This is a genomic window from Streptomyces sp. C36, from assembly GCF_040932295.1.
Lineage (GTDB): Bacteria > Actinomycetota > Actinomycetes > Streptomycetales > Streptomycetaceae > Streptomyces > Streptomyces triculaminicus.
In genome coordinates, this window is record NZ_JBFQGI010000002.1 from 536362 (window position 1) to 554184 (window position 17823).

Sequence of the window (17823 nt, forward strand, 5' to 3'; positions counted from 1 at the left end):
GCTTCACGCGTACGGGTGGCGGTTTTCGGGTTCGATGCACGTGCGGGGGGCGGTTGTGCTGCGCGAGGACGGCATGTTTAAAGTGCGACTAAGGCAAGGCGAACCTAAGTGGCGCGACATGTGGCTGACCGGCGCTCTTGACGTCGCCTTGACCACCACCCCCACCTCTGCACCACCCCCAGGAGTCCCGATGACCCTCCGCCGCCGCGGCACCGCCGCCGCAGCCCTGTCCCTGGCCGCCGCGCTCGCTCTCGCGGCGTGCGGCTCGTCCGGCGACACGGACGACACGGCGGGCAAGGACGGCGGCGCGGGGTCGAAGTCCGTGGCGCAGGGCGGCAAGGACTTCGGCAAGGCGGCCGAGGAGACCGCGAAGCTGGGCACCGACGCCAAGCCGGGCCAGTTCCCGCGCACCGTCACCCACGCGCTCGGCAGGACGGAGATCAAGGAAGCGCCCAAGCGCGTCGTCGTCCTCGACGTCGGCGAGCTCGACAACGTCGTCTCCCTCGGCATCAAGCCCGTCGGCTGGGCCCCCAGCGAGGGCAGCCAGGACATCCCCGAGTACCTCAAGAAGGACGTCGGCGAGCCCAAGAGCGTCGGCACCATCAACAACCTCAACCTCGAGGCCGTCAACGAGCTCAAGCCCGACCTGATCCTGGGCAGCAAGCTGCGCGCGGAGAAGAACTACAAGGACCTCTCCAAGATCGCCCCGACCGTCTTCTCCATCCGCCCCGGCTTCACGTGGAAGGAGAACTACCTCCTCAACGCCGCCGCCCTGGACAGGACCGCCGAGGCCAAGAAGCAGCTCGAGGCATACGAGACCAAGGCGAAGAAGCTCGGCGCCGACCTCGGGGAGAAGAAGCCCACCATCAGCATGGTGCGCTACCTGCCGCAGTTCACACGCCTGTACGCCCGGCAGTCCTTCATCGGCACCGTCCTCGAGGACGCCGGCCTGCCCCGCCCGAAGATCCAGCAGGCCGACAAGCTCGCCGTCGAGATCAGCCCGGAGAACATCGACAAGGCCGACGGCGACTGGATCTTCACCGGCGTCTACGGCGACCCGGACAAGACCAAGCGGAACGCCGCCGAGGACAACCCGCTCTGGAAGAACCTCCAGGCGGTCAAGGACGGCCACGCCAAGCCCGTCAAGGACGAGACCTGGTACCTCGGCCTCGGCGTCACCGCCGCCAACAGCGTCCTGGACGACCTCCGCGGCTTCCTGGTGAAGTGACACGCGCGAAGCGACCGGCGGCCGTCCCCGGAGCAAACCCCTGAAGTCACTGAAGTAAGGGGAGCAAGCGTCAGCGAACGGCGGGCACGGAGGAAGGTAGCCTTTCCTCCGTGCCCGTACTGTCTGAAGTCATCGCCGCCCTCGAAGCCCTCTGGCCCCCGGAGCGGGCCGAGCAGTGGGACGCCGTCGGTACGGTCTGCGGCGACCCCGAGGCCGAGATCGGCCGGGTCCTGTTCGCCGTCGACCCCGTGCAGGAAGTCGTCGACGAGGCCGTAACGCTCGGCGCCGACCTGCTCGTCACCCATCACCCCCTCTACCTGCGCGGGACGACGACGGTCTCGGCCGGCACCTTCAAGGGCCGCGCCGTGCACACCCTCATCAAGAACGACATCGCCCTGCACGTCGCGCACACCAACGCCGACAGCGCCGACCCCGGCGTCTCCGACGCCCTCGCCGGCGCCCTCGACCTGCGCGTCACCGGCCCCCTCGTGCCCGACCCGGCCGACCCCTCCGGCCGCCGCGGCCTGGGCCGGCTGTGCGAGCTCGACCCGCCCATGAGCCTGGGCGAGTTCGCCGAGCGCGCCGCCAAGCGGCTGCCCGCCACCGCCCAGGGCATCCGCGTCGCCGGCGACCCCACGCGCACCATCCGCACGGTCGCCGTCTGCGGCGGCTCCGGCGACTCCCTCTTCGACCAGGTGCGCGCCGCCGGCGTCGACGCCTACGTCACCGCCGACCTGCGCCACCACCCCGCCTCCGAGGCACGGGCGCACAGCCCGCTCGCGCTGGTCGACGCCGCGCACTGGGCCACCGAATGGCCCTGGACCGAGCAGGCCGCCGCCCAGCTCGACGAGATTTCCGACCGTCACGGCTGGGGCCTGCGCACCCACGTCTCGCGCACGGTCACCGACCCCTGGACCGCCCACGCGGCGTCGTCCGCCCCCAACCACCACTAATCAGGAGCCTCCACTGAACGCCGCGCCCGCCGACCAGATCCGTCTTCTCGATCTCCAGGCCCTCGACGTCCGCCTGACGCAGCTCGCCCACAAGCGCAAGAGCCTGCCCGAGCACGCCGAGATCGCCTCCCTCGAGGGCGACCTCACCCAGCACCGCGACCTGCTCGTCGCCGCGCAGACCGAGGAGAGCGACTGCGCCCGCGAGCAGACCAAGGCCGAGCAGGACGTCGACCAGGTCCGCCAGCGCGCCGCCCGCGACCAGCAGCGCCTGGACTCCGGCGCCGGCATGTCCCCCAAGGACCTGGAGAAGCTCCAGCACGAGGTCGCCTCCCTCGCCAAGCGCCAGGGCGACCTGGAGGACGTCGTCCTCGAGGTCATGGAGCGCCGTGAGGCCGCCGCCGAGCGGGCCACCGAGCTGACCGGCCGCGTCGCCTCCGTCCAGGCCAAGGTCGACGACGCCGTCGCGCGCCGCGACGCCGCCACCGCCGAGATCGACGCCGAGACCGCCGGCGTCACCAAGGAGCGCGAGGTCGTCGCCGCCTCCGTCCCGGCCGACCTGATCAAGCTCTACGACAAGATCCGCGCCAAGGCGGGTGGCGTCGGCGCCGCCCGCCTCTACCAGCGCCGCTGCGAGGGCTGCCGTCTGGAGCTGGACATCACCGAGCTGAACGAGGTGCGCGCGGCCGCCGCGGACTCCGTGGTGCGCTGCGAGAACTGCACCCGCATCCTGGTCCGTACGCCCGAGTCGGGCCTCTGAGCCACATGGCGAATCGCTTCATCGTCGAGGCGGACGGCGGCTCCCGGGGCAACCCGGGGCCCGCCGGCTACGGCGCGGTGGTCCTCGACGCCGCGACGGGCGAGGCGCTGGCCGAGGCGGCCGCCTTCATCGGCACGGCCACCAACAACGTCGCCGAGTACAAGGGCCTCATCGCCGGGCTCGAGGCCGCCAAGGCCCTCGACCCGGACGCCGTCGTCCAGGTCCGCATGGACTCCAAGCTCGTCGTCGAGCAGATGTCCGGACGCTGGAAGATCAAGCACCCTGACATGAAGCCGCTGGCCGCACGGGCCCAGCGCGTCTACCCGGCCGACCAGGTCTCGTACGAGTGGATCCCGCGCGAGAAGAACAAGCACGCGGACCGGCTGGCCAACGAGGCCATGGACGCCGGCAAGGCGGGCCGGCAGTGGGAGCCGGGCGGCTCGGCCGCGGGCCTCGCCGTCGCGGACCGGGCCACCGCCCCGGCCGCCGCGCCGCTGGAGGAGCCCAAGGCCGTTCCCGTCGGCTGGGGAGCCGCGGCCGACCTCGGCGCGCCCACGACCTTCGTCCTGCTGCGCCACGGCGAGACCGCGCTGACGCCGCAGAAGCGTTTCTCTGGCAGCGGGGGCACGGACCCCGAGCTGTCGGAGGCCGGCCGTCGCCAGGCCGAGGCCGTCGCGGCGGCACTGGCCGCGCGCGGCACCATCCAGGCGATCGTCAGCTCGCCCATGCGCCGCACCCGGCAGACCGCCGAGGCCGTGGCCAAGGCCCTCGGACTCGAGGTCCGCGTCGACGAGGGCCTGCGCGAGGCCGACTTCGGCGCCTGGGAAGGCCTGACCTTCGCCGAGGTCAAGGAGCGCCACCCCGCCGACCTGGACGCCTGGCTGGCCTCCTCCAAGGCCGCGCCCACCGGCGGCGGCGAGAGCTTCGCGACCGTGGCACGGCGCATGGCCGTCGCCCGGGACCGGCTGCTGACCCGGTACGCGGGTCGTACGGTGCTGCTGGTCACGCATGTGACCCCGGTCAAGACACTGGTCCGGCTCGCGCTGGGCGCGCCGCCGGAGTCGCTGTTCCGCATGGAGCTGTCGGCGGCGTCGCTGTCGGCGGTGGCCTACTACGCGGACGGCAACGCCTCGGTGCGGCTGCTGAACGACACGTCCCACCTGCGCTAGCGCCCTCCGCCCGGTCTGCCCGGGCGGACTTTCGAGGGGCCCCCGTCGTCCACGACGGGGGCCCCTCGACGTACGTGGTGCTCGCGGACGTCAGCGGTCGGTGAGCGTCAGCGGTCGGTGGTGGAGGCGACCCACTCGCAGCCGGGGCACTCCCAGCGGTCCGGGTCGCCGATGCGCGGCGGCGTCATGTCGATGTCGCAGTGCGGGCACCGCACCACGATCGGCTCCACATGCCCGCACGTGCCGCACACCCACAGCGGGCCCTCGGAGTCGTGCTGCCGCCACGCCGTGCGCAGGCAGCGCCGGCAGCCGCTGGTGACGATCCCGGCCCCCCGGCTTATGACCGGCGGCTCGGGCGTGGTGTCGGCGTACTCGATGATCTGTGCCCTGATCCGGCCGTCGGTCGTATTGGCCATCCGGAGCAGATGTGCGACTCGCGAGCGTGCTTCGTCAACGAAATCGTTCATGGCGAGCAGCACGCTATCGCCCCGCCGGTCACCGGCGTTCACATCCGGTCGGCGAACCGCCGGTCGGCGTTCGTCCGGGCCACGGTCGCGGCACGGGCCGCCGCCGGTCCGGCCCCGCGCGGCGTGCCGCACGATCACCCCCGTACGGGTGACCGGCTCTCCGCCGCGACCGTCGCGGTACCAGCGGTACTAGAGCTCGGTGACGACGACGTCGAGGGCGTACGGCTTTCCGGCCTTCGCCGGGGCGGCATCCCCCTCGACGGCGTAGCCCAGCGCGCGCAGCGCCTCCGCGAGCTCGGCCGGCGACGCGGGCTCGTACCCGGCGCTCAGCAGGTCCCGCACGAGCCGGCCCTTCGTCGCCTTGTTGAAGTGGCTGACGACCGACCGCTTCTCCACGCCCTTCACGATCCTCGACTGCAGCACCCGCACCGTCGCCGTGCGCTCCGCGAGCTCGCCCTTCGGCTTCCAGGCCGTGGCGTAGGCCGCCGACCGCAGGTCCAGGACCAGTCCGTCGCCCGCCGCCTCGGGCAGGGCCCCGGCCATGGGACCGCGCCAGTACGCGCCGAGCGCCCCCAGCCCCGGCAGCCTGACCCCCATCGAGCAGCGGTAGGAGGGGATCGCGTCGTCGATCCGCACGGCACCCCACAGGCCGGAGAAGACGAGCAGCGACCGCCGCGCCGCCTCCCACGCCGCCGGGGTCAGGGTGGCGAGGTCCAGCGCGTCGTAGAGGACGCCGGTGTAGACCTCGCCGGCGGGGCGGGTGGGCGCCGTCCGCAGCCCGGCGTTCTTCGCGATCTCGCCGCGCAGGCCCGGGCTCAGGCCCAGGACCTCGGCGGCCTTGTCCTCGTCCCCGGAGCACAGCTCCACGAGCTCGGCCAGCACCGTCTCCCGCCCCGGACCCAGCCCCGGCAGGGACAGCGACCCGGTCTCGAGGGCCGGCCCGGTCCCACCGACGGCCTTCCCCTCGGACGGCGGCAACAGCACGAGCACGTCGTTCTCCTTCACTACCGGGATCGCCACCCGGTTCACCACCCGGCGGACACCGCCCACCGGTCCCGCCACACGATCACGGCCGGAGCGGCGCACGCCCGGCCTCCGTGCACCCTAACGCCGTCCGCCACACTCGCCGTGCCGCGCGCCCGCCCCGCCCATACGCTCGGTGCCATGCCCCGCCGCCCCCTGCACGTGAAGGACACCGGACACGCCCCGCTGGTGTCCGCCCTGCGCGAGCTGCGCGAGCGGACCCGCGTGCCCCGGTCCTTCCCGCCCGCCGCGCTCGCCGAGGCCAAGCGGGCCGCGCGACGCCCCCGCATGCCCGCCTACGACGCGACGGACGTACCGCTGTTCACCATCGACCCGCCGGGGGCGATGGACCTGGACCAGGCCATGTACCTGACCCGGCGGGAGGCGGGCGGCTTCCGCGTGTACTACGCCATCGCCGACATCGCCGCCTTCGTCACCCCCGGCGGCCCGCTGGACCAGGAGACCCACGCCCGGGTCGTCACCCTCTACTACCCCGACACCCGCATCCCCCTCCACCCCCGCCTGCTCGGCGAGGACGCGGCCAGCCTCCTGCCCGACCACGACCGGCCCGCCGTGCTCTGGCGCCTCGACCTCGACACCGACGGCAACGTCGTCGCCACCGACGTACGGCGCGCGATCGTCCGCAGCCGGGCACGGCTGGACTACGCCGGGGTCCAGCGGGCCCTCGACACCGGCACGGCGGAGGAGCCGCTGTCCCTGCTGCGCGAGATCGGCCTGCGACGCGAGGAACTCGAGCGCACCCGCGGTGGCATCTCGCTGAACGTGCCGGAACAGGAAGTCGTCCGGCGCGACGACTGGCACTACGAGCTCGCCTACCGCTCCCCCCTGCCGGCGGACGCCTGGAACGCCCAGATCTCCCTCATGACCGGCATGGCCGCCGCCCAGCTGATGCTCTCCGCCGGCAACGGCATCCTGCGCACCCTCCCCGCGGCCCCCGAGAGCGCCGTCGCCCGACTGCGGCGCGTGGCGCGGGCCCTCGGCGTGACCTGGCCCGAGACCATGCCGTACGCCGTCGTCGTCCGCGCCCTGAACCCCAAGGACACCCAGCACGCCGCCTTCCTGCAGGAATGCGCCACCCTGCTGCGCGGCGCGGGCTACACCGTCTTCGACCGCGAACGCCCCTCCCTCCACCCCCTGCCCCCCGACCCCGGCCACGCCGCCGTCGCCGCCCCCTACACCCACTGCACCGCGCCCCTGCGCCGCCTCGCCGACCGCTACACGAGCGAACTCTGCCTGGCCGCGTCCGCCGGACTCGACGCCCCCGAATGGGTACGGGCCGCCCTCGACACCCTCCCCGCCGAAATGGAGCGCGGCGCCCGCCGGGCGGCCGAGGCCGAACGCGCATGCGTGGACCTCGTCGAGGCGGCACTGCTGCGCGACCGGATCGGCGAGGTCTTCGACGCCTACGTGGTGGACGTCCTCGACTCCCGCCCGACGGCCGGCACCGTCCACCTCTACGACCCGGCCGTCGTCGGCCACGTCGAGGGCGACGGCGACGGGCCCGCGCTGCCCCTCGGCAAGCGCCTGAAGGTCCGGGTCATCCAGGCGAACCCCGGACGCGAGAAGGTGTGGTTCGCCCCCGCGTGAGCGGCCGGTAACATGGTCGTCACGGCGGACGAGCCGGCCGGGCGGCCGCGAGGGACCTTCACCGGTCCTTCGAGGAACGTCCGGGCTCCATACGGCAGGGTGGTGGGTAACGCCCACCCGGGGTGACCCGCGGGACAGTGCCACAGAAAACAGACCGCCGGGGATCTTCGGATTCCCGGTAAGGGTGAAACGGTGGTGTAAGAGACCACCAGCGTCCGAGGTGACTCGGACGGCTAGGTAAACCCCACCCGGAGCAAGGTCAAGAGGGGCTGTCGCTTCACGGCGACAACCCTGCGCGGACGATCGAGGGCTGCCCGCCCGAGTCCGCGGGTAGACCGCACGAGCCTGTCGGCAACGGCAGGCCTAGATGGATGGCCGCCTCCCCGGCCCCCGCGAGGGGACCGGGAGACAGAACCCGGCGTACAGGCCGACTCGTCCGCCCCTTCCTTATCCGAAGGTTGGCCAGAACACATCCTTGCGGATCAGGAATCCGTATTCTGATGAGCCTCTGGTGAGCTGGGCCGTCCGAGGAGGAGAGCATGACCGCACAGCCCGAGCACGGTCCCCAGGACGGTTCACCGCGTGGTCAGGAGCTGATCCCGCGCCCGGAACGCAGCCCCGAAGCCGTCCGTGCGGCCCTGGCTCGCGTCGCTCCGCACCGCCTGGGCGAGATGGAGAGAAACAAGGAAAGCGCTCTCGCCGCTGCCCTGCGGGATGGAAAGATCGGCCACCTTCAGCATTGGCTCACCTGGTGGGCCGCCCAGGTCGAGATCGAGCGACGCCCTGATCTCAGTGTTCGGCAGCGCGACGCCCTCGATGCCGTCCACAACTCCACCAGCAAGGACGATCCGGCGTTCCGCAGGGGCATGGATGAACTCGACGCGGTCATGGAAGAGGCGAAGCGGGCCGTCTCGGCATGAGCTGGCGGTGGGAGTACGACCCCAGCGAGGAATGTGTCATCGGAGGGGCCCCGCCGGCCTTCGTCGCCGAGGTCGAGAAGAAGGCTGACGAGGCCGTAAGGGCTGCTGCCGCATTCTATGTCGACGGCGTCGCCTACCAAGGGATGAGCCCAGCAGGAGAATGCGTCGATGTCCCCGGTGGATTCTTCGTCTGCATCGTCATTCCTCGGCACGAGTGTGTCTATATCCGTCAGGTGACCTATATCTGACGCGTACGGTGCATCCTTTGATCGCCTGTTCTCCCCGCCGCGCCCGCCGCGTCAGCCGCCCCGGTCGTCCTCGTCGAGGGCCGCTGTCACTACGGGGCGTAGAGGGGACAGGGGCGAGGGGAGGCGGGACAGGAGCCAGTGCTCCAGGGATCTGTCCGGGTCGGCCCGGGACGTGGTGCCCTCGGTGACGCGGCCGGCGAAGACGCGGGTCACCTTGTCGCCGTCCGTGACGACGAAGCCGCGGTAGCCCAGCCCCGGCTCCTGGGGCTGGGGTGCCGTACGGGCCGGTGGAAGGGCGGCCGTGAGCGTGCGGAACTCCTCGGCGGCGCCGGGGTCGAGGCGCCAGCGAGGGGCGGGGCGACCGCTGAAGAGGTCCAGTTCCACCAGCATCGGTCTCTCGGTCTCTTTTTACTCCGCTCGGCTTCGGCTGACGACGCCCGGCCCGGTCACCTGATGACGACCGAGCGCCCGGCGTAGAAGTAGCCGCAGAAGTCGCGGTAATTTCCGCGGTTGCACGTTTCCGGGTTGGTGATCCGATTGCCGCTGTTGTCGTAGTCCCGGGCCGGCGTCGAGCCCGGCTTGTGGCCCCAGAAATTGCCGCTCTGGAGCCGGTACCAGTGGAAGTCGTAGCCCGGCCAGATGACAAGCGCTGTGAGCCAACGGGGTTTCTCGCTGTCCGGCAGGCATTGGAAGCGGCGGACGAAACCGTCGGCGAGGGCGGCGTTGGTGACGTTCGGGCAGGCCATGGTCCCGGTCTGGGCGCCGTGCGCCCGGCCGGGCTGGGCGAAGGTGTCGGTGCGTATGTTGCGCGCGTAGTTGTAGCAGTTGTTGCGCGGCTGGACTTGCGGGGTGTTCCAGAAACCGGGGTTGAACTGGCCGAATTCGATGTAGCAGGTGGCGGCCGGTTCGATTTCCCGGGCGGTCGTTCGCAGCGGGTGCGCGGGGAGCGCCGGGGAGCGGGTCCAGTCCGGCGGTTCGGCCGCGAAGGCGTCGATCTCGCCGAGCACCAGCTCGCGCAGCCCGTCGTCGAGCGGGGTCTGGTCGTGCTCGGCCAACCGCGTGTCCGCGTGGCGGGTCATGCCCTCCACGACCCGGCGGGCCAGCTCGGCCGAGCGGCCCGGGTCGCGGGCGCCCAGGGTGCCCAGGGAGAAACTGCGGGGTACGGACTCCGGCCAGGGCTCGTCGTCGCTGACGGCGGAGACCACGACCTCGCGGTATCCCAGGCCGTCGTACCCCGCTCCCGGTATCCCCACCGCCTCTTCCGCCGCATCGGCCACATCCGACAACAGATTTCTCACCAGGCTATCGTCGGTGATGATCCAGGACGGGTCGGGACGGCCGGAGAAAATGCTGACATCGATGCGCAGCATATCGCCACTCCTCATCTGCGGACGAATCGATGCCCTTTTTGGTAGCAGTGCCGCTCGGGCAGGGTCAATCCTTTTCGCAGAAGTGAAGTTGAGCCCCTCCGATTACCGTTCCGAACGTGCAGTCGACGGAAGTCCGGAGTCCGGATCATGTGAATTCCGAATTGCCGACGGCCGCGATTCCCGCATAAATGCAAGATGCCCGGCGGAGAGGCCGACTCGTCCGCCCGCCGCGCGCGCGGAAGCGCCCCGGCCCGAACAGATCCTGCACGCACTGCCCGGCGGTCGGTCCACCGGGCAGTGCGCGTCCATGATGCCGCACGCGGCTCGGGCTCAGCTGAAGGGAACGTTCACGCAGGCGAGCCGGGCTCCGGCCGTTCCGGCGTGGCCGGGGGTGGTGTCGGTGGCGTGGTCGTGGATGACGACGGAGCGCGCCTCGCCGGGGCGGAAGCGCCAGGCCACGGTCGTCGAGGAATGCGCGTCGCCGCGCGCGTCGGTGGTGAAGTCGAGCCATACCTCGTTGAGGGGGTTGGCGTAGGCGGGGTCGGTCGACGGCTGCTGGGGGTCCTTGACGTTCTGGTAGTGCGGCCCGGACGCGTCGGGCGTGCTGCCGCACGGCTGGGTGTGGACATGCGCGCCGAACGTGCGGTTCGGCTGAACGCCGTCCAGGCGCAGTTCGACGCGGGTCGCGCCGGCGCCGGGGCTCTCCACGACCGTGACCCGGCTACCGCTCGGTATCGCCTTGGCGTCGAAGGTCACCGCCTGATGCGCGCCGCCCCCGGCGGCCCGGAACTGGCCGCCCACGAAGACCTCGGGATCGGCCGCCCCCGTCATGGGCGACACGACGGCCATCGCGGCGGCGAGCACTGATACGAGAACGGCCATACTCCACCTCTTCCAGCGCGAACTGCGCGACTGCCCCGGCGACTGCCGCGACTGCCCCGGCGACTGCCCGGTCCGGGCCGTGCCCCCCGACCCACGGTAACGAGCCCCCCGTACCCCCGCGCGGCGAACGTGGGTGAGCGTCTCGGCGCACCGGGGAGCGAACGCCCGAGGGCGCCGCCCCGCCCTTCGCCGAGAACTCCCTGACACAGCGTCAAATATTCGGCCCCACAGGCCTTCACAGTCACCCCCGTCCCGCGCAGTCTGAAGGCATGACCCCCCTCACCGAGAATCCCTTCACCCTCGGCGTGGCCTCCGGCGACTGCCTGCCCGACTCCGTCGTCCTGTGGACCAGGCTCGCTCCCCGTCCCTACGAGCCGGGCAACGGCCTGCCCGCCGAGGGCGCCGTCGACGTCCAGTGGGAACTGGCCTGCGACGAATCGTTCCGGCAGCTCCGGCGGAGCGGCACCGTTCCCGCGCCCGCCGCCGACAACCACACCGTGCACCTCGAGGTACGCGGCCTGGATCCCGGCGGCGTCTACTGGTACCGGTTCCGGGTCGGCAGATGGATCAGCCCCGTGGGCCGCACCCGTACCGCTCCCGCGCCGGACGCCGTGCCGGACGGCGTCGGGTTCGCGGTCGTGTCCTGCATGCAGTACGACGAGGGCTACTACACCGCCCTGGGCCATCTCGCCCGGGAGGACCTCGACGCCGTCCTCTGCATCGGGGACTACATCTACGAGAACGCCATCAACGCCCAGGCCGGCGCACGGGAGTACACCGACGCCCCGCTCCCGGAGTTCTTCGACCACTGGACCTGGAACCTGACCGACTACCGCCTGCGGTACGCGCTCGGCAAGTCCGACCCCGACCTGCGGGCCGCGCACGCCGCGCACCCCTGGTTCGTCACCTGGGACGACCACGAGGTGGAGAACAACTACGCGGGGCTGGTCTCCCAGAACAACGACCCCGTCGACGTCTTCCGCGCCCGGCGTGCCGCCGCCTACCAGGCGTACTGGGAGAACATGCCGCTGCGCGAGGCGCTCCGGCCCACCGGGCCCGACATGCCCCTCTACCGCCGCTTCCACTACGGGCGGCTGGCGCAGCTCGACATCCTCGACACCCGGCAGTACCGCTCCGACCAGGCGTACGGCGACGGCTGGAAGTACCCGGGGCCCGAGTCCGAGGACCCTGCCCGCACGATCACCGGGGACGTCCAGGAGCGCTGGCTCCTCGACGGGCTGAGCGCCTCGACCGCCCGCTGGAACGTCATAGCCCAGCAGGTCGCCTTCAGCCGGCGCAAGAACACCACCGCCGACCGCTCCGAGGTGTCCATGGACGCCTGGGACGGCTATCCCGCGTCCCGCGAGCGCGTGCTGGCCGGCGTCGAGCGGGCGGGCGTGGAGAACCTGGTCGTCCTCTCCGGCGACGTCCACGTCCACTACGCCATGGACGTCAAACGGGACTTCGACGACCCCGGCTCCCGCACCATGGGCGTCGAGGTGGTCGGCACGTCCGTCTCCAGCGGCTTCGACGGCGAGGAGCGCCCGGACGACTGGAACCTGATGCTGGCGGCCAACCCGCACATGAAGTACTACGACGCCCGCCGTGGGTACGTGGTCGTCACGCTCGACCGGAGCCGGCTGCAGGCCGACTTCCGCACGGTGAGCGGGGTCGTGACCCCGGGCGGGGACATCTCCACCGCCGCCCGGTTCGTCTCCGAGGCCGGGGCTCCGGGCTTCAGCCGGGCGTAGCGCGGGCGCGCGCCTTCAGGGCGTACGCGGCGGTGCCGTACGTAGCGCAGATCACCAGATGTAAGGGACACGTACCGGGGTCGCTCATGACACCATGGAAGTCTCTTGAAAGTTGCAGATTCTTCCATGGAGTCACCCATGACGGACCCCGGCCGCTCCCAGGCGGCAGACGGCCGGAGCACCGGCCGTCCCGCCGCCTCCGCGGCCGCTCGCCGCACCAGTCTGCTCGTCACCTTCATACTCGGCGGCCTCACGGCCGTCCCCCCTCTGTCCATGGACATGTACCTCCCGGCCCTGCCGGAGGTCACCGACGCCCTGCGCTCTCCCGCCGCGACCGTCCAGCTCACCCTGACCGCCTGCCTCATGGGCATGGCGCTGGGCCAGCTCGTCGTCGGCCCGATGAGCGACAAGTGGGGGCGCCGGCGCCCCCTCCTGGCCGGCATGGCGATCTACGTCCTGGCCACCGCCGCCTGCGCGCTGGCGCCCGACGCCGGGCTGCTGATCGCCTTCCGCCTGGTCCAGGGGCTGGCCGGCGCGGCCGGCATCGTCATCGCCCGTGCCGTCGTCCGCGACCTCTACGACGGCGTGGCCATGGCCCGCTTCTTCTCCACCCTCATGCTGATATCCGGCGTCGCCCCCGTCGCGGCGCCGCTCATCGGCGGGCAGATCCTGCGGCTGACCGACTGGCGGGGCGTCTTCGTCGTCCTCACCGCCATCGGCCTCCTCCTCACCCTCCTCGTCTGGCGCCGGCTTGACGAGACGCTGCCGCCGGACCGCCGGCAGGCCGGCGGGCTGGGCGAGGCGCTGCGGGCCATGCGGGGCCTGCTCGCCGACCGCGTCTTCACCGGCTACATGCTCGCGGGCGGCTTCGCCTTCTCCGCGCTCTTCGCCTACATCTCCGCCTCGCCCTTCGTCATCCAGGCCATCTACGGGGCGTCGCCGCAGACCTTCAGCCTGCTCTTCGGCGCCAACTCCGTGGGGCTCGTCGTCGTCGGCCAGATCAACGGCAAGCTGCTGGTCGGCCGCGTCAGCATGGACAAGGTCCTGGCGGTGGGCCTGAGCGTCATCGCCGTCGCGTCCGCGGCCCTGCTCGTGATGGCCTCCGGGGTGTTCGGCCGGGTGGGGCTGGCGCCCGTGTCGGCGGGGCTCTTCGTGCTGATGTCCGCGATGGGCCTGGCCATGCCCAACACCAACGCCCAGGCCCTGATGCGCTCCGGCAACGCCGCCGGCTCCGCGTCCGCCCTGCTGGGGACGTCCACCTTCCTGCTCGGGGCCGTCGCCTCCCCGCTCGTCGGGATCGCGGGGGAGGGGACGGCGGTGCCCATGGCGGCCGTCCAGCTGGCCTGCGCCCTGGCGGCCCTCGCCTGCTTCGCCGGGCTGTGCCGGCCGTGGCGGAAGCGGCCGGAGGCTTCGGGCGGGACTGACAGGACTGAACGGACTGAAGGGGCCACAGGATCGGAAAGGGCGGAAGGGACAGAAGGGGCGGCAGCGGCGGAAAGGACCGCCACAGGAGCCACAGAAGCAACAGCAGACACGGCAGCCGCCTAAACTTGCAGGAATGCACGCCCCCGCACACCCGCCGACCGGCGAGGCCCGGCTCACCGGTGAGACCCTGCGCACCGCTCTCGCCGGCCTCCTCGACGGGCTTCCGCCCCGGCAGGCCACCCAGGCCGTCGAGCGGCTGATCGCCAACTACCGGGGGCGCACCCCCACCCACACGCCCATCCTGCGCGACCGTTCCGACGTCGTCGCCTACGCGGCGTACCGGATGCCCGCGACCTTCGAGGCCGTACGCTCCGCGCTGGAGGCGTTCCGCGACCGGCTCCCGGAGTGGACGCCCGCCTCCCACGTGGACGTCGGCGGCGGCACGGGCGCGGCCACCTGGGCGGTGGCGGCCGCCTGGGCGGAGGGCGGGCACCGCACCACGGTCCTGGACTGGGCCGAGCCCGCGCTGTCGCTGGGCGCGGAGCTCGCCCGCGAGGCCCCCTCCGAGGCGCTGCGCACGGCCCAGTGGCGGCGGCAGACCATCGGGGACAAGCTCGTCATACCCGAGGCCGACCTGGTCACCGTCTCGTACGTGCTGGGCGAGCTCACCGAGGACGGCCGCAGGGCGGTGGCCGACGAGGCCGCCCGCGCCGCACGGGCCGTGGTCGTCATCGAGCCGGGTACCCCGGACGGATACCTGCGGATCATCGAGGCCCGCGACCGTCTGATCGCCGCCGGCTTCCGCGTGGTCGCGCCCTGCCCGCACAGCGCCGCGTGCCCCATCGAGGCGGGCACGGACTGGTGCCATTTCTCGGCGCGGGTGAGCCGTTCCTCGCTGCACCGGCAGGTCAAGGGCGGTTCGCTGGCGTACGAGGACGAGAAGTTCTCCTACGTGGCGGCGGTGCGGGACGTCGCGGTCCCCGAGTCGCCCTCCCGGATCGTGCGCAGGCCGCAGATCCGCAAGGGGCAGGTGCTGCTGGAGCTGTGCACGCCGGAGGAGGGCCTGGCCCGCGAGACGGTGACCAAGCGGCACGGCGCCCTCTACCGGGCGGCGCGCGACGCCGACTGGGGCGACGAGTGGCCGCCGCCCGAGGGGTCGTAGAGGTCGTGGCCGGGTGGCCGGGGCGGGGCCCCGGCCACCCGGCGCGGGCGGTCAGCCCCTGAGCTCCTGCGTGCAGCACTTCACGCTGCCGCCGCCCTTGAGCAGCTCCCCGAGGTCCATGCCGATCGGCTCGAACCCCCTGTCCCGCAGCGGCCCGAAGAGGCCCACCGCGGCCTGCGGCAGCAGGACGTGGCGTCCGTCGGAGACGGCGTTGAGGCCGAGGGCGGCCGCGTCCTCCTCGCCGGCGATCAGCGCGTCGGGGAAGAGCCGCTCGAGCACGGCCCGGCTGCCGGGCGAGAACGCGCCGGGGTAGTACATGAGCTCACCGTCGGTGGAGTCGTCGAGGACGCACAGCGCCGTGTCCAGGTGGTAGTAGCGCGGGTCGATCAGGTCGAGGCCGATGACCGGGCGGCCGAAGAACTCCTGCGCCTCGGGGTGCGAGAGGGGGCTGCTGCGGAAGCCGCGCCCGGCCAGCAGCCAGGTGGCGGTGACGGCGAAGTCCCCCTCGCCCTCGTTGATGTGGTTCGGCTCGCGCACGTCCGTGTAGCCGTGCGAGCGGAACCACTCCAGGTGCACCCCCGCCTCGGCCCAGCGCTCGGGGTGGGCGAAGCGGGCGCCGAGCACCCGGTCGTCGACCACGGTGGCGCCGTTGGCCGCGTAGACCATGTCGGGCAGGTCGGGGCGCGGGGTCAGCTCCTCCACGGTGTGGCCGAGGGAGCGGTAGCGGTCGCGGAGGTCCTCCCACTGCGCGAGGGCGAGCGGCAGATCGACCGGCTTGCCCGGGTCCATCCAGGGGTTGATCGAGTATGTGACCCGGAAGTACGTGGGCGGGCACATCAGGTAGCGCCGAGGGGTGGATGCACGCGGGGCTGTACGCAAGTCGCGCTCCTCACGGTGGTGTTGGGCACGTACGCCGGTGTCGTACGTGCCCAAATCGTCCACGCTGCGCGACCTTCGCGCATGAACCGTACGGGTGGTTTATCGACCACCCCGTGACGTAGGGCGTGTCCGCCCCGGCCCCGGCGGCTACGCACCGCCGCGGCCGGCGCGCCCCTCCCGCAGCGAACGCAGCAGCTCCCGCTTGGCCGCGTTCGCGTCGATGCCGCCGCCGGCCCCGCGCCCGCCGCGGCCGCCGCCGCGCAGCGTGGCGCGGGAGAGGTTGCTGCGGGTGCCGCCGACTCCGAGCATGCCGCCCGCGTTGCCCTTGCTCATGAGGGTTCTCCCTTCGCTCGTTTCGCGAGACGGTCCGTCTCGCGACATCCCTTACTTTGGACGAGACGTATCGTCTTGTCAAGGAGATGGAGACGATACGTTTCGCCTCAAGCGCTCGCTACACTGCGCCGCATGGCCACTACCAAGACCCCCGACGCCACCCGACGCAGCGAACGTTCCCGCCGCGCGATCTTCGACGCCGCCCTGGAACTGGTCGGCGAGGTGGGCTACGACAAGCTCACGATCGAGGGCATCGCCTCCCGCGCGGGCGTCGGCAAGCAGACGATCTACCGCTGGTGGCCCTCCAAGGCCGCCGTCCTCCTCGACGCGTTCACCGCGGACGTGGGGGACGAGCCGGCCGTCCTGCCCGACACCGGCGACCTGGCCGCCGACCTCAAGTTCGTGCTGCGCGCCACCGTCGACGAGTTCAACGACCCGAAGTTCGAGGCCCCCTACCGGGCGCTCGCGGTCGCCGGAGCCAATGACCCCGAGCTGTCCGAACAGTTCGTGAACCGGCTGCAGGACACCGGCGTCCAGGCCTACGTCGAGCGGCTGCGGCGCGCCCAGGAGGCCGGCACGGTCGCCGAGCACGTCGATCTGCGGATCGCCGCCGAGATGATCCTCAGCCCCTTCTCCCAGCGCTGGCTCATGCGTACGGCCCCGCTCACCTACGACTTCGTCGACACCCTCGTCGACCTGGTGCTGGCCGGCATCACCCGGCGCTGAAGCCCCCTCGAACTCCGCGGACGCCGCGCCGGGGGCCGCGCACGGCCCCCGCGCGAGCCTCCGGCGCGTCCGGTCTCACACCCCCCGGGTACGTTCGGCGGTCACACCAGGAGCAGGATGGTGGCAGCATTGACCGGAGACCGCGGTCGAAGTGAGGGGATAGATGGAACGCAAGAGCAGGTTCTCCCAATGGCTGCGCCGCCCCCGGAGCGGAGCGGGCGGCGATACGGGTACGGGGGCGGCCACCGGAGCCGCCCGCGAGGAGCTGCTCCTGGCCGCGGCCGCCGCCGGATTCCCCCTGGCGCCCGCCGCGCACCCGTCCGGCTACGGCTGTTCCTGTGAGCGCATCGGCTGTCCCACCCCCGGGCGCCATCCCGTCTCGTTCGCCTGGCAGACCCTCGCCACCACCGACGCCGACAAGGTCACCAAATGGCTGCGCGGCCAGCCGGAGGCCAACTTCGTCACCGCCACCGGCATCGCGCACGACGTCCTCGACGTCCCCGCCCAGGCCGGCCGGCAGGCGCTGGACCGGCTGACGGCGGCGGGCGTCGACGTGGGCCCGGTCGCCGTGGTCGCCCAGGACGAGCGGATGCTGTTCTTCACCGCCACCCGCGGCACCCCGGACGACGAGGACGAGTGGTGGCCCTGCGAGCTGGACTGCCATCCGGAGACCATGGACGAGCATCCGGGCCTGCGCTGGCACTGCCGCGGCAGCTATGTGCTGCTGCCGCCCTCCCTGCTGCCCGGTGACGAGCCGGTGGTCTGGCTGCACGGCGCCGAACGCCCCCTGCCGGACCCGCTGACCCTGCTGGAGGCGCTCACCGACGCCTGCGCCCAGTACGCGGGAGAGCGCCAGGACCACGAGCCGGCCCACCCCTGGCCGATCGGCCGCTGACCGACGCGGGATGCCCGCGGGCGCGGG

General features: G+C 72.2%; 19 protein-coding genes and 1 other RNA gene. 13 read left to right on the forward strand and 7 right to left on the reverse strand.

Translation table 11 applies throughout. The annotated features are described in order from the left end of the window. Nucleotides 1-190: 190 nt before the first annotated feature. The 4 genes from AB4K12_RS08040 (at nucleotide 191) to AB4K12_RS08055 (ending at nucleotide 4107) form a co-directional block, all read left to right on the forward strand. Nucleotides 191-1228 (forward strand): ABC transporter substrate-binding protein, encoded by a 1038-nt coding sequence (locus tag AB4K12_RS08040; RefSeq protein WP_368433535.1) that lies wholly within the window; start codon nucleotides 191-193, stop codon nucleotides 1226-1228. 110 nt (nucleotides 1229-1338) lie between these two features. Then, complete coding sequence (locus tag AB4K12_RS08045; RefSeq protein WP_368433536.1) at nucleotides 1339-2181, forward strand: Nif3-like dinuclear metal center hexameric protein; 843 nt, start codon at nucleotides 1339-1341, stop codon at nucleotides 2179-2181. 13 nt (nucleotides 2182-2194) lie between these two features. Next, complete coding sequence (locus AB4K12_RS08050; protein WP_368433848.1) at nucleotides 2195-2938, forward strand: zinc ribbon domain-containing protein; 744 nt, start codon at nucleotides 2195-2197, stop codon at nucleotides 2936-2938. A 5-nt stretch (nucleotides 2939-2943) separates the two neighbouring features. Further along, nucleotides 2944-4107: a bifunctional RNase H/acid phosphatase gene (locus AB4K12_RS08055; RefSeq protein WP_368433537.1), complete on the forward strand. Its 1164-nt coding sequence runs from the start codon at nucleotides 2944-2946 to the stop codon at nucleotides 4105-4107. A gap of 107 nt (nucleotides 4108-4214) precedes the next feature. Here AB4K12_RS08055 and AB4K12_RS08060 read toward each other — a convergent pair whose 3' ends face one another. Both AB4K12_RS08060 and yaaA read right to left on the reverse strand, forming a co-directional pair. Next, on the reverse strand, nucleotides 4215-4523 hold the full coding sequence (locus AB4K12_RS08060; RefSeq protein WP_242646807.1) for a hypothetical protein: 309 nt from the start codon (nucleotides 4521-4523) through the stop codon (nucleotides 4215-4217). 240 nt (nucleotides 4524-4763) lie between these two features. After that, nucleotides 4764-5564, reverse strand: coding sequence for a peroxide stress protein YaaA (yaaA, locus tag AB4K12_RS08065; RefSeq protein ID WP_368433849.1), 801 nt, complete (start codon nucleotides 5562-5564; stop codon nucleotides 4764-4766). Between the two features lie 174 nt (nucleotides 5565-5738). Here yaaA and AB4K12_RS08070 point away from each other — a divergent pair, with 174 nt between their 5' ends. The 4 genes from AB4K12_RS08070 to AB4K12_RS08085 all read left to right on the forward strand — a co-directional run bounded on the left by AB4K12_RS08070 (nucleotide 5739) and on the right by AB4K12_RS08085 (nucleotide 8373). Further along, a complete protein-coding gene (locus tag AB4K12_RS08070; RefSeq protein WP_368433538.1) occupies nucleotides 5739-7205 on the forward strand; it encodes an RNB domain-containing ribonuclease in 1467 nt (488 codons plus the stop codon). A gap of 29 nt (nucleotides 7206-7234) precedes the next feature. Further along, an RNA gene (rnpB, locus tag AB4K12_RS08075) (RNase P RNA component class A) lies at nucleotides 7235-7644 on the forward strand. Nucleotides 7645-7744: 100 nt separating this feature from the next. Further along, nucleotides 7745-8125: a hypothetical protein gene (locus AB4K12_RS08080; RefSeq protein ID WP_368433539.1), complete on the forward strand. Its 381-nt coding sequence runs from the start codon at nucleotides 7745-7747 to the stop codon at nucleotides 8123-8125. After that, a complete protein-coding gene (locus AB4K12_RS08085; protein WP_367137027.1) occupies nucleotides 8122-8373 on the forward strand; it encodes a hypothetical protein in 252 nt (83 codons plus the stop codon). The genes AB4K12_RS08080 and AB4K12_RS08085 overlap by 4 nt, the downstream gene beginning before the upstream one ends. A gap of 51 nt (nucleotides 8374-8424) precedes the next feature. On the opposite strand, the gene AB4K12_RS08090 is transcribed toward AB4K12_RS08085, so the two are convergent. The 3 genes from AB4K12_RS08090 to AB4K12_RS08100 form a co-directional block, all read right to left on the reverse strand. Next, entirely contained in the window at nucleotides 8425-8763 is a 339-nt protein-coding gene (locus AB4K12_RS08090; RefSeq protein ID WP_368433540.1) for a hypothetical protein, read from the reverse strand. 56 nt (nucleotides 8764-8819) lie between these two features. Beyond that, the gene (locus AB4K12_RS08095; protein ID WP_368433541.1) at nucleotides 8820-9743 is read right to left on the reverse strand and encodes a hypothetical protein; all 924 of its coding nucleotides are present in this window, start codon (nucleotides 9741-9743) and stop codon (nucleotides 8820-8822) included. A gap of 330 nt (nucleotides 9744-10073) precedes the next feature. Then, a complete protein-coding gene (locus tag AB4K12_RS08100; RefSeq protein ID WP_368433542.1) occupies nucleotides 10074-10625 on the reverse strand; it encodes a superoxide dismutase family protein in 552 nt (183 codons plus the stop codon). Nucleotides 10626-10894: 269 nt separating this feature from the next. On the opposite strand from AB4K12_RS08100, the gene AB4K12_RS08105 reads away from it, so the two are divergent. The 3 genes from AB4K12_RS08105 to AB4K12_RS08115 all read left to right on the forward strand — a co-directional run bounded on the left by AB4K12_RS08105 (nucleotide 10895) and on the right by AB4K12_RS08115 (nucleotide 14963). Further along, a complete protein-coding gene (locus AB4K12_RS08105) occupies nucleotides 10895-12376 on the forward strand; it encodes an alkaline phosphatase (protein ID WP_368433543.1) in 1482 nt (493 codons plus the stop codon). A 138-nt stretch (nucleotides 12377-12514) separates the two neighbouring features. Further along, nucleotides 12515-13924 (forward strand): multidrug effflux MFS transporter, encoded by a 1410-nt coding sequence (locus AB4K12_RS08110; protein ID WP_368433544.1) that lies wholly within the window; start codon nucleotides 12515-12517, stop codon nucleotides 13922-13924. A gap of 10 nt (nucleotides 13925-13934) precedes the next feature. Further along, nucleotides 13935-14963 (forward strand): small ribosomal subunit Rsm22 family protein, encoded by a 1029-nt coding sequence (locus AB4K12_RS08115; protein WP_368433545.1) that lies wholly within the window; start codon nucleotides 13935-13937, stop codon nucleotides 14961-14963. A gap of 51 nt (nucleotides 14964-15014) precedes the next feature. Here the strand turns inward: AB4K12_RS08115 and ddaH are convergent, their stop codons facing one another. Together ddaH and AB4K12_RS08125 are read right to left on the reverse strand one after the other, a co-directional pair. Then, nucleotides 15015-15896 carry a dimethylargininase gene (gene ddaH / locus AB4K12_RS08120; protein WP_368433850.1) on the reverse strand — a complete coding sequence of 294 codons (882 nt, stop codon included), beginning with the start codon at nucleotides 15894-15896 and terminating at the stop codon, nucleotides 15015-15017. A gap of 93 nt (nucleotides 15897-15989) precedes the next feature. After that, the gene (locus AB4K12_RS08125; RefSeq protein ID WP_362261450.1) at nucleotides 15990-16175 is read right to left on the reverse strand and encodes a DUF6243 family protein; all 186 of its coding nucleotides are present in this window, start codon (nucleotides 16173-16175) and stop codon (nucleotides 15990-15992) included. A 132-nt stretch (nucleotides 16176-16307) separates the two neighbouring features. Here AB4K12_RS08125 and AB4K12_RS08130 point away from each other — a divergent pair, with 132 nt between their 5' ends. Together AB4K12_RS08130 and AB4K12_RS08135 are read left to right on the forward strand one after the other, a co-directional pair. Further along, nucleotides 16308-16901: a TetR/AcrR family transcriptional regulator gene (locus tag AB4K12_RS08130; protein WP_368433546.1), complete on the forward strand. Its 594-nt coding sequence runs from the start codon at nucleotides 16308-16310 to the stop codon at nucleotides 16899-16901. A 163-nt stretch (nucleotides 16902-17064) separates the two neighbouring features. After that, a complete protein-coding gene (locus AB4K12_RS08135) occupies nucleotides 17065-17796 on the forward strand; it encodes a bifunctional DNA primase/polymerase (RefSeq protein WP_368433547.1) in 732 nt (243 codons plus the stop codon). Nucleotides 17797-17823: the final 27 nt, after the last annotated feature.